This is a genomic window from Arthrobacter sp. MMS24-S77, from assembly GCF_054888235.1.
Genome location: NZ_JBTZRN010000001.1, coordinates 1,914,095 through 1,925,730, shown reverse-complemented (window position 1 = coordinate 1,925,730; position 11,636 = coordinate 1,914,095). Strand labels below are relative to the sequence as shown.

Here is an 11,636-nt window from a genome sequence, read left to right as displayed (position 1 = left end):
CTTGCGTATGCCGAACCACTTTCGGCAGATCGATTCAACATGCCGCTAAGTTGCCGCGATTCTCTTCTCTGCTAAGTAGGCCGCCACGTGATCGGCCCCCACACGCAAATACATTGACATTCTTTCCAGCAATTCTGCCCTGTCCTTGGCATGCCCAATGGCCGCATTGCAACTCCAACACAGCAGCCCCCGTATACAGAACCCACATGTCTTTTGACTATCGGAGCGGCACGAATGGTCATGATCAACCATGAGTCCCTGCCGGCCCTCTGGAACTTCCCGGCAGAGGTAACACACGCCGTTCTGCAAGTCGAGAAGGGCCCTGTAGGCCTGGCCGGTGATCCCGTATATTCGTGCCCGGCGTTCGTCGGCAACGCACGGCTTACACTGACTGCGGAGACCGTCCCGAGCATTGGAATTGGGTGGAAAGCTGTCCTCTGGCAGCCACTGCTCACACATGCAGCAGCGCTTATTGCCGTTCTCATCGCGCGCCCTGGAAGGGTACGACCTCTTAACGGCGTACAACTCAACCCCACGCCGCACCTGATCGTAATGAGTACCACAAAGTGGTATGGGGGTGAGGCTTTTGGCTTCCCTGCCGCAGTAGGTTTCAGTCATGCCCGGCGCTTCACAGGTGTGATCCTGCACGCCGCGGATCTGTTGGTGAAGTGGTTTGAGCGTTCGGTGTTTCCGCCAATAACGGTAGTGCGAATCGCAGAGCGGCCCCCCAGGACTGTTATGTCCCGGCTTGCGTGCACAAACACCGCCGCCTTCGTCCGCGGGTGCGCTACACGGCCGATTCCCGATCGGAATCCGGATGGGCCGCATCTCGCCGCGGTTCTCCCACTGCGAAAAATGCGCCTGACACATTGGCTGTGGCTCGACAACCTTCACGGGCCGTCCGCACTGCTCCGAGGGCACGTAAGTCGGTCCCACACAAAGGTCTTCCATGCCCTCACATTATGTGGAGGCACAGACAAATGCTGGAGAAACGATCAAATCCCCCGCCGCCGGGGGCAGTACAGATACAAGCATGGACGAAGCTTTCACCTTCCTCGCAACCCGGCGGTTCACCTCGGCTCTTTGACAAAGGTGGGCCTCGACCTGCCGAGTCATGCCAAGCGACATAGGGGGATGCCATAGCAGCCTCGAAGACCGCAGCTCGTGGATGGTAACCAACGTAAGCCTTATACGGGCATCGACGTCGGCATCGCACCCACTCCCGCGGGCGCGGAGGGCTTGAACCCGGTGGGCACGCACCCCTCCGGCCGCATCGGCGAGGACCCCAGGGCATCCCGAACAACCTCGTCCCGTTCATCGCCCAGGTCGCCGTCGGGCGCCGTGAAAACCTGGTGGTCTTCGGCGGCGACTACGACACCCCGGAACGGGACGTGCCAGCTGGACTACACCCACGCCGTCGACCTCGCGGAAGGTCACCTCGCGGCCCTGCACCACATCATCTCAACCCGTAACCCTCAGGGTAAGCTCCGTTCGGTATCCCGATGGATGCGCGGTTCGAAAGCCAGCTTCGGATGGTTTTGGCGGGAACTTCGCATCACTGCTGCGCGAAGCACATACTACTGATGGCAAAACTCCTGAGGCTGGGGCGTCCAGACTCGGTGCTGTTTCCTGTCCTACCAATGATTAGCCGCCCGACCTCACGCGATAGGAAGCGCACGCGCTATTGCCTTGTGCTTAGCACGGAGGGCCTTAAGTGTCGGGTAGTAGGGATGGTGACTGTTGCCCTGGAGGTTGAGCGGCAAATTCAGCTGCTCGATCGCGTACGTTTCGGGCAGCCAGGGCGTATCCGTCTGGACCCAGGTCACGCGGGCGTGCCGGCTCATCCACTCGTTGATCTGATGTTCGCCATGGTGCGTGAAGGTCAGCCGGTTTCCGCTGCCGACTCTGCGGAGCGCGATGCCTAGCTTGTCTGCCAGATGGCAGCCCAGTGTCAGCCGTAGTGTGGAACCGTAGGCGTTGCCGCGGTAGTGGTATCGGATCCGGTTCCAAAGCGTCTGGGTGCTCGGCGACGCGCCATTGCGCGGCGGCTCTTTGGGCGCGATCCCGACATAGAGCATCACTCCTTCAGGGATTGCGTGGCAGTCGCGGACGTCAACACCCGGCGGCACCTCATCGAAGTACCACGCGTACACGCCGGACACCCTGGGTACAGGTGAGGATCGCTGGAGCACTTCTTCGCGGGTGAAGAGGCGTGATGGCCCCAGTAACTGTGCCAGCTCTGCGATGTACTCGTCAGATGGGTCCCGTTCCGCACTCGTCAGCGGCGCTAACCCAGCCCCCATCTCGTCCGAGAAGTCTTGTCCAGTCGTCACAGGTCAACAATGACGGCGAGCATCCCGAGAACCGTTCATCAACACGCTGTGACCCGCCAAGTATTCGTCCGTCAGATCCTGCATCAGCTATACGCCGTCGGTCCTGATTGCCAGGCAGACGTGCTCGGGACCGACGTGGCCTGTGAACCGCTCGTTCTCCGCCGTCAGCGGACGAGGGATCGACGCTGACGGCGCATACCTGGGGTCCGAAACTACGCGCCTCGGCAAGGAGCGGCAGCCTTATTGAGCCAAATGCGTGCCACCGGCTGCGGACCTCGAAGCCCGCAGCATGCTCCAGCTCGCACAAAGTGATTCGGGCGACTGCAAAGGAAACACCCGATCCGGCAGTGCGGAGAACTCCGCGATCCAACGCCTGTTGCGAAAAACGCGATACACCAGAGAGAATTCCAAAAAGTCAAGCTTTGTCAACACCCAAAGATGAAACAGGCGTCTGACCTGCGGAAACACGGTGCCCGAGGTGGGACTCGAACCCACACACCTTTCGATACCGCATTTTGAGTGCGGCGCGTCTGCCAATTCCGCCACTCGGGCGCGGAACACTGGAACAAAACTAACCGACGTTGAAGCCTTCGCAGATCTCAACGCTCCCTGTTGCAGTGCGCGAAACTACTCTACATGCAGATAGGCTATTTTTCAGAACCGGCTCGGCCGAGCAATAAATCATACGCAAGGACCGGGTGCAACTAAGATGGTTGTGAACCCGCCGTACGTCTTGAAGGAGATCCCGTGTCAGAACAGACGGAGTCCAAGCCCGCATCCCAGCCGGCACGCCGTGTAGTTGTCGCAGAGGATGAGACCCTCATCCGCCTGGACATCATCGAGATCCTGAAGGGCGAAGGCTACGACGTCGTCGGCGAGGCCGACAATGGTGAGAAGGCAGTTCAGCTGGCCGAGGAGTTGAAGCCGGACCTGGTCCTCATGGACGTCAAGATGCCCGTTATGGACGGTATCTCGGCCGCTGAGAAGATCGTCAAGGCCAGGATCGCTCCCGTCGTCCTCCTGACGGCTTTCAGCCAGAAGGAACTCGTGGAGCGCGCCCGCGACGCCGGAGCGATGGCCTATGTCGTCAAGCCCTTCACGCCGGCCGACCTGATCCCCGCCATCGAGATCGCATTGTCCCGCCATGAAGAGATCAAGGCCCTTGAAAACGAAGTGTCCGACCTCCAGGAGCAGTTCGCCACCCGCAAGCTCGTAGAGCGCGCCAAGAGCCTCCTGACCACCAAGATGGGCCTGACGGAGCCGGAAGCATTCCGGTGGATCCAGAAGACGTCCATGGACCGCCGCCTCAGCATGCGTGAGGTCGCAGAGACCATCATCAACCAGGTCAACTAGCACTCCGCCACGAAGGGCGCCGCTTTCACAAGAAAGCGGCGCCCTTCGTAGCTTCCGGCGAGAGCCCCGAAAGCCGCACGACACCAAAAAGGGAGGCCCCGCCAAACGGCGGGACCTCCCCTCATGCTGCCATGCCGAGAGATCAGGCCTTGCCCGACCTCTTCTTCTTTTCAGGCCAGGGACCGACCTTTTCCTTGCGCGCAGACTCTTCCACGCGGGACGTGTCAGCGAGGTCGCCCACCCTGTGGACCTTCAGAGAGTTCGTGGAGCCGGCCTGTCCGGGAGGCGAACCGGCAGCAATGACCACGAGGTCACCGTTCTCCACGATCTTCATTTCCAGCAGGCTGCGGTCAACCTGGGCAGTCATGGCGTCGGTGTGCCCCACCATGGGAACCAGGACCGGCCGGATGCCCCAGGTCAGCGCCAGCTGATTCCAGACCTGCTCCACCGGGGTGAAGGCGAAGACCGGCTTGACCGGGCGCAGACGGGACAGGCGGCGGGCTGAGTCACCGGACTGGGTGAACGTACAGATGAACTTGGCGTCCAGCTGATCGGCGATTTCGACGGCGGCACGCGTAATAGCGCCACCGCGCGTCTTGGGCTTGGTACCCAGCGGCGGAACGCGCTCGAGACCGTGCTCTTCAGTGGACTCGATGATCCGGGCCATCGTCTTGACGGTCTCGATCGGGAACTTGCCCACGCTGGTCTCACCGGAGAGCATGACCGCATCGGCGCCGTCGAGCACTGCGTTTGCGCAGTCCGAAGCCTCGGCGCGCGTCGGACGCGGGTTGTCGATCATGGACTCGAGGACCTGGGTGGCCACGATGACCGGCTTCGCCCAACGGCGTGCCAGCTCGATGGCGCGCTTCTGGACGATCGGCACTTCCTCAAGCGGAAGTTCCACGCCCAAGTCGCCACGGGCAACCATGATGGCGTCGAAGGCGTCGATGATTTCGTGGAGCTGAGCCACTGCCTGCGGCTTCTCGATCTTGGCGATCACCGGTACGCGGCGGCCTGCTTCGTCCATGATTTCGTGGACGCGAGTGATGTCCGAGGCATCGCGAACGAAGGACAGCGCAACCATGTCCACGCCGCGCTTCAAGGCCCAGCGGAGATCGTCCTCGTCCTTTTCACTCAGCGCGGGGACGTTGACGGCAACGCCAGGCAGGTTAATGCCCTTGTTGTTGGAAACCCAGCCACCGACCGTCACCGTGGCGACCACCTTGACATCGTCAACCTCGATGGCACGAAGTGCGACTTTGCCGTCGTCGATCAGCAGTGCGTCGCCTACGTTGACGTCTTCGGTGAGGCTCTTGAGCGTGGTGGAGCAGATGTCTTTGGTCCCCGGAACGTCCTCGGTGGTGATGGTGAACGTGTCACCGACAGCGAGTTCATGGGGGCCATCGACAAAGCGGCCGAGGCGGATCTTCGGGCCCTGCAGGTCGGCCATGATGGCAACCGGCTTGTGAAGCTGGGCGGCGGCTTTGCGGACGTTCTCGTACGTGTTGTCGTGTACCGAGTAGTCGCCGTGGCTCATGTTCATGCGGGCGACGTCGACGCCGGCTTCCAGCACCGCGAGGGTGTTGTCAAAGCTGGAAATTGCCGGTCCGAACGTTGCCACGATTTTTGCGCGTCTCATATACCTACCCTAGTAGTGTGCTGCAGTTGGAGTTGGGAAAGCGTCGTGCGCCGGCCCTTAGAGGACCGATATAGCCCGGTCGGTGGGGGCCACCGGCGCGGGAAGAATGGTGCTGCCCATGAGGTACTTGTCGACGGCGGCAGCGCAGGCGCGGCCTTCGGCGATAGCCCAGACAATCAAGGACTGTCCGCGGCCGGCATCGCCGGCCACGAAAATACCCTCGGTGTTGGTCATGTAGTAGCCGTCTCGGGCAACGTTGCCGCGCCCGTCGAATTCTGCGCTGACCTGTTCCGTGATACCGGCAGGTTCCGCGCCCGTAAAGCCGAGCGACAGGAAGACCAGATCGGCCGGAATGACGCGTTCCGTGCCAGCCTTCGGCAGTCGCTTGCCATCCACGAACTCAGTCTCGGCGACCTTGACTCCTGTGAGCTTGCCGTTTTCGCCGACAAATTCAACGGTGGAGGCAAGGTAGGTGCGTTCGCCGCCCTCTTCGTGGGCGCTTGCAACCTCGAAGAGCGTCGGGAACGTTGGCCACGGCTGGTGCGAGGCACGCTCGAGCGGCGGCTGCTTGCCGATCGCGAGGGTGGTGACGGACGCGGCGCCGTGTCGGTGTGCGGTGCCGAGGCAGTCGGCGCCTGTGTCGCCGCCACCGAGGATTACCACATGTTTGCCCTTGGCATCGATCTGGGCTTCCACGGTTTCACCCGCCACGACGCGGTTGGCAGGTACCAGGTAATCCATGGCGAAGTGGATGCCTTCGAGCTCGCGGCCGGGGATGGGAAGGTCGCGCGGCACTGTAGCGCCCGTGGCGATCACCACGGAGTCGTAGCGGCGGCGAAGTTGCTCCCACGTCACGTCACTTCCGACAGCTACACCGGTACGGAACCGGGTGCCCTCGGCCTTCATCTGCTCGATGCGGCGGTCAACTTGTTCCTTCTCCATCTTGAAGTCGGGGATGCCGTAGCGCAGCAGTCCCCCGATCTTGTCGTCCCGCTCGTAGACGGCCACAGTGTGTCCGACGCGCGTCAGTTGTTGTGCAACTGCAAGCCCTGCGGGGCCGGAGCCGACGACGGCGACCGTCTTACCGGAGAGACGCGTCGGCGGAAGCGGCTGCACCCAGCCGTTTTCGAAGGCGTCGTCAATGATGGAAACTTCAACCTGCTTGATGGTTACAGCAGGTTGGTTGATGCCCAGGACGCAGGATGCTTCACACGGCGCAGGGCACAACCGCCCGGTGAACTCCGGGAAGTTGTTCGTCGCGTGCAGGCGCTCGATAGCCTCCTCGCCTTTGCCACGCCACGTGAGGTCGTTCCATTCGGGAATGAGGTTACCCAACGGGCAGCCCTGGTGGCAGAACGGAACGCCGCAGTCCATACAGCGGCCGGCCTGGCTCTTGAGCACGCCCTTGTCCTGGGCCTCATAGACTTCCTTCCAGTCCATGATGCGGACTGGAACGGGACGGCGTGGCTGCGTCTCGCGCTGCCGGACTTTCAGAAATCCGCGTGGATCAGCCACCGGTTACCTCCAGGATTCGAGACCATACTTCTTCGCCGTCAGGGTCAAGGCCCTCTTCGATGGCGTCGAGACGGGTTTGCAGGACTGCGGCGTAATCACGCGGCAGAACTTTGGTGATGCGGGCAGCGGTGTCGTCGAAGTTTTCGAGCAAGCGGCCTGCAAGGACGGATTCGGTTTCCTCCACGTGCTTGACCAGGAGGCTGTGGACGATGGTGCGGTCCTCGTCGTCGAGCTCGAGCAACTGCAGTTCCCCGGAATCCAGGGCTTGCTTGTTGACCCGGGCGGGCTGGAGGTCCAGCACGTAGGCCGTGCCACCGGACATGCCCGCACCGAAGTTGCGGCCGGTGCGGCCGATGATCAGCGTCTGGCCGCCGGTCATGTATTCGCAGCCGTGGTCGCCGATGCCTTCGACGACGGCTGTGGCACCCGAGTTGCGCACCAGGAAGCGTTCGCCCACCTGGCCGCGCAGGAACAGCTCGCCGCTCGTGGCACCATAGCCGATCACGTTGCCTGCGATGACGTTGCGTTCCGCCTGGAAAACGTTGGTGCGGTCCGGACGGACGATGATGCGTCCGCCGGAGAGGCCCTTGCCGACGTAGTCGTTGGAGTCACCGAACATGCGAAGGGTGATGCCTGCCGGAAGGAAAGCGCCCAGCGACTGCCCGGCGGTCCCCTTCAACGTGATGTCGATCGTGTCGGTGGCGAGCACGTCGATGCCAAACGTCTTGGTCACGACGTGCCCCAGCATGGTGCCCACGGAACGGTCCGTGTTGATGACGTCGACGGCGATCTTCACCGGCGTGCGGTCGCTCAAAGCCTCGGCGGCCATGCCGATGAGGCGCTGGTCGAAGTGCTTGTCGAGCTCGTGGTTCTGGCCGGTGAGGTTCCGCAGCGGAACATCGTCGTCGAACTCAAGCCCGTGCAGGATCGGGTCCAGGTCGAGCCCCTCGGCCTTCCAGTGGTCGATCGCTTCTCGGGAGTCCAGGACTTCGGCGTGGCCGATGGCCTCTTCGAGGCTGCGGAAACCGAGCTCTGCGAGCAGTTCACGGACTTCCTCGGCAAGGAACTCGAAGAAGTTGACCACGAATTCCGGCTTGCCGTTGAAGCGCGAACGAAGCTCAGGGTTCTGGGTTGCCACACCGACCGGGCAAGTGTCCAGGTGGCAGACTCGCATCATGATGCAGCCGGACACCACCAGGGGCGCGGTCGCGAAGCCGTACTCCTCAGCACCCAGCAAAGCGGCGATGACGACGTCGCGGCCGGTCTTGAGCTGGCCGTCCACCTGAACCACCACGCGGTCGCGAAGCCCATTGAGCATGAGCGTCTGTTGGGTCTCGGCGAGGCCGAGCTCCCACGGAACACCCGCATGCTTGAGCGAGTTCAGCGGCGAGGCGCCGGTTCCGCCGTCGTGCCCTGAGACGAGCACGACGTCGGCCTTCGCCTTGGTGACGCCGGACGCCACAGTGCCGATCCCGACTTCGGACACAAGCTTCACGTGCACACGTGCCGACGGGTTGGCCCGCTTGGCATCGTAGATGAGCTGCGCGAGGTCTTCGATTGAGTAGATGTCGTGGTGCGGTGGCGGGGAAATGAGCCCGACGCCGGGGGTTGAGTGGCGGGTCCGGGCCACCCAGGGGTAGACCTTCTGCGCCATCAGCTGGCCACCTTCACCGGGCTTGGCGCCCTGGGCCATCTTGATCTGGATGTCTTCGGCGTTGGTCAGGTACAGGCTGGTCACGCCGAAACGGCCCGAGGCGATCTGCTTGATGGCGGAGCGGCGCTCAGGATCCAGCAGGCGGTCCACGTCCTCGCCGCCTTCACCTGTGTTGGACTTGGCGCCCAGCCGGTTCATGGCGATTGCAAGCGTTTCGTGGGCTTCCTTGGAGATGGAGCCGTAGCTCATCGCTCCCGTGGAGAAGCGCTTCACGATGCTGGAAACGGGCTCGACTTCCTCAAGCGGCACGGCAGGTCGCAAGCTGTCCTTGAACTTCAGGAGCCCACGCAGGGTCATCAAGTTCTCGGACTGATCGTCAATTCCCTTGGTGTAGGACTTGAAGATGTCGTAGCGGCGTTCGCGAGTTGCGTGCTGCAACCGGAAGACGGTCTCCGGGTTGAACAGGTGCGGTTCGCCGTCGCGGCGCCACTGGTATTCGCCCCCGCCGAGCAGCGGGCGGTGCGGCTGCTCGATGCCGCCTTCCGGGTAGGCCATCTGGTGGCGCGCGGAAACCTCGGCAGCAATAACGTCCAGGCCCACGCCACCCAACTGGGAGTGCGTGCCGGAGAAGAATTCGTCCACGAGTTCCTGGGACAGGCCCAGCGCTTCGAACGTCTGGGCGCCGGTGTACGAGGCCACCGTCGAAATGCCCATCTTGGACATGATCTTCAGCACGCCCTTGCCGAGCCCCTTGATGAGGTTGTAGACACCGTCCTCCGGCGTCACACCCACTACCTCGCCGGTGCTGATCAGCTGCTCCACGGACTCCATGGCCAGGTACGGGTTCACGGCGGAAGCGCCGAAGCCGACGAGCACTGCCACGTGGTGCGTTTCGCGAACGTCGCCCGCTTCGACCACCAGGGCGGTCTTGGTTCGGTTGGCGCTGCGGAGCAAATGGTGGTGCACGGCGCTGACAAGCAGAAGGGAAGGAATGGGTGCCCACTGCGCGTTGGAGTCGCGGTCGGACAGCACGATGTACTGCACGCCTCGGTTGATCGCGCCGGAGACCTGCTCACAGATTTCGGTCAGGCGGCTGCGCAGGGCCGCTTCGCCGCCTTCCGGACGGTAGAGGCCCCGGACCTTCATGGCGACCTTGTCGCCATCGGCGTTTTCGATATTGGCGATCTTGGCGAGCTGGTCGTTGTTGATCACCGGGAACGGCAGGGAGATCTGCGGCTGGCGCACCTGTCCGACGTCGAGAAGGTTGCCGTTGGGACCGATGGCGCACTTCAGCGAGGTGACAAGCTCTTCACGGATGGCATCCAGCGGCGGGTTGGTGACCTGGGCGAAGGACTGCACGAAGTAGTCGAACAGCAGGCGCGGGCGCTTGGACAGCACGGCAACCGGGGTGTCAGAGCCCATGGCGCCAAGCGGTTCGGCCCCCGTGCGGGCCATCGGCCCGAGGAGGATCTTCAGTTCTTCGGTGGTGTAACCGAAAGTCCGCTGGCGGATGTTGACGGACGCGGCCGTGTGCAGCACGTGCTCGCGCTCGGGGAGATCGTTGAGGTCGATCAGGTTGTCCTTGACCCATTCGGCCCAAGGATTCGCTGCGGCGACCTCGGCCTTGACCTCGGCGTCGTCGATGATGCGGCCTGCTTCGGTATCCACCAGGAACATCTTGCCCGGCGAAACACGGCCCTTCTTGACCACCTTGGCGGCTTCGACGTCGATCACGCCGACTTCGGAGGCGAAGACGATCAGTCCGTCTTCGGTGATCCAGTAGCGGCCGGGGCGCAGGCCGTTGCGGTCAAGGGTGGCCCCAACAAGATTGCCGTCCGTGAATGACACTGCTGCGGGACCGTCCCACGGCTCCATGAGCAGCGAGTGGTACTCGTAGAAGGCGCGGCGTGCCGGATCCATGGTGGCGTGGTTTTCCCAGGCTTCCGGGATCATCATCATGATTGAGTGCGTGATGGGCCGGCCGGAGAGCCAGAGCAGCTCGGCAACTTCATCGAAGGACGCGGAGTCCGAAGCACCGGGAGTGCAGATGGGGTACAACTCTTCCGGGGAATCGCCCAGCAGCGGGTTCGCCAGCTGGGACTGGCGGGCCCGCATCCAGTTTCGGTTGCCCTTGACGGTGTTGATTTCACCGTTGTGGGCGATGGTGCGGAAGGGCTGGGCCAGGGGCCACGAGGGGAAGGTGTTCGTGGAGAAGCGCGAGTGCACGATGGCCAGTTTGGTCTTGAAGCGCTTGTCCGAAAGGTCCGGGTAGAACGGCTCCAGCTGCGCGGTGGTCAGCATGCCCTTGTACACGATGGTGCGCGAGGACAGCGACGGGAAGTAGACGCCGAACTTGTTCTGTGCCCGCTTGCGGATACGCCATGCGCGGGAGTCCAGTTCATTGCGGTCCAGCACCTCGCCCGTGGCGGAGGCAAAGAAAGGCTGGGAGAAGTAAGGCATGCAGGCACGGGCCATGGCACCCACCAGATCGCCAACCACGGGTACTTCGCGCCAGCCAAGAACCGTGAGGCCCTCGTCCACGGCAAGCGCCTCGATGCCGGCCTTCGCGGTTTCGGCTTCGCGGGTTTCAGCAGGCAGGAAAGCGGTGCCGACGACGTATTGACCCGGTGCGGGCAGCTCGAACTCGGCGACGGCTCGGAAGAACTCGTCCGGAACCTGCATCAGGAGGCCGGCGCCGTCGCCGGTACCTTCGTCGGCGCCGACGGCGCCGCGGTGTTCGAGGTTGCGCAGGGCAGTCAGGGCCGCTTCCACGATGTCATAGCCGGGTTCACCACGCAGGGTGGCGATAATGGCCAAGCCGCAAGCGTCCTTCTCCTGCTCGGGGTTGTAGAGACCCTGGGCTTCCGGGAGCGCAGCAAAACGCTTGAAGGGCGACATGGCACCCTGCGGTTCGACTGCTTCGGACCAACTTGGGTTATGAAGATGGGTCATTGAAGACGTCCTTCCTCGAGATCGTGCGAATGGAAGGGACAACGCTGGCCCCACCTTGCCTGCCGTGTGACGGGCATAACAAAGCGCTAATTACTTGAAATTGTAGGCCAGCGGCCAAGTCGCAACGAACAGTTACGCCTGACCCAGGCCCAAGCTTGACCGCGGAGCATCTGTGTGCTGCCGGGCGACT

At 62.8% G+C, this 11,636-nt stretch carries 6 protein-coding genes, 1 tRNA gene and 1 pseudogene; 2 read left to right on the top strand and 6 right to left on the bottom strand.

Annotation, left to right across the window (positions count from 1 at the left end):
* Positions 1-45: 45 nt before the first annotated feature.
* The gene (locus ACX5I4_RS08795; RefSeq protein WP_461838680.1) at positions 46-459 is read right to left on the bottom strand and encodes an endonuclease VII domain-containing protein; all 414 of its coding nucleotides are present in this window, start codon (positions 457-459) and stop codon (positions 46-48) included.
* Between the two features lie 783 nt (positions 460-1,242).
* Between ACX5I4_RS08795 and ACX5I4_RS08790 the strand changes: the two are divergent.
* Positions 1,243-1,518: pseudogene (locus ACX5I4_RS08790) on the top strand (NAD-dependent epimerase/dehydratase family protein); the annotation flags it as partial.
* 140 nt (positions 1,519-1,658) lie between these two features.
* Here ACX5I4_RS08790 and ACX5I4_RS08785 read toward each other — a convergent pair.
* On the bottom strand, positions 1,659-2,333 hold the full coding sequence (locus tag ACX5I4_RS08785; protein ID WP_284752161.1) for a GIY-YIG nuclease family protein: 675 nt from the start codon (positions 2,331-2,333) through the stop codon (positions 1,659-1,661).
* Between the two features lie 470 nt (positions 2,334-2,803).
* Positions 2,804-2,885: transfer RNA gene (locus ACX5I4_RS08780), tRNA-Leu, on the bottom strand.
* Between the two features lie 195 nt (positions 2,886-3,080).
* On the opposite strand from ACX5I4_RS08780, the gene ACX5I4_RS08775 reads away from it, so the two are divergent.
* Entirely contained in the window at positions 3,081-3,686 is a 606-nt protein-coding gene (locus ACX5I4_RS08775) for an ANTAR domain-containing response regulator (RefSeq protein WP_028266834.1), read from the top strand.
* Positions 3,687-3,828: 142 nt separating this feature from the next.
* Here the strand turns inward: ACX5I4_RS08775 and pyk are convergent, their stop codons facing one another.
* Genes pyk through gltB form a run of 3 tightly spaced genes read right to left on the bottom strand, consistent with a single transcriptional unit; the run spans position 3,829 to position 11,446 of the window.
* Positions 3,829-5,325 (bottom strand): pyruvate kinase, encoded by a 1,497-nt coding sequence (gene pyk / locus ACX5I4_RS08770; RefSeq protein ID WP_461836329.1) that lies wholly within the window; start codon positions 5,323-5,325, stop codon positions 3,829-3,831.
* Positions 5,326-5,382: 57 nt separating this feature from the next.
* The gene (locus ACX5I4_RS08765; RefSeq protein WP_461836328.1) at positions 5,383-6,840 is read right to left on the bottom strand and encodes a glutamate synthase subunit beta; all 1,458 of its coding nucleotides are present in this window, start codon (positions 6,838-6,840) and stop codon (positions 5,383-5,385) included.
* The gene (gltB, locus tag ACX5I4_RS08760) at positions 6,833-11,446 is read right to left on the bottom strand and encodes a glutamate synthase large subunit (protein ID WP_461836327.1); all 4,614 of its coding nucleotides are present in this window, start codon (positions 11,444-11,446) and stop codon (positions 6,833-6,835) included. Before gltB ends, ACX5I4_RS08765 begins: the two co-directional genes overlap by 8 nt.
* Positions 11,447-11,636: the final 190 nt, after the last annotated feature.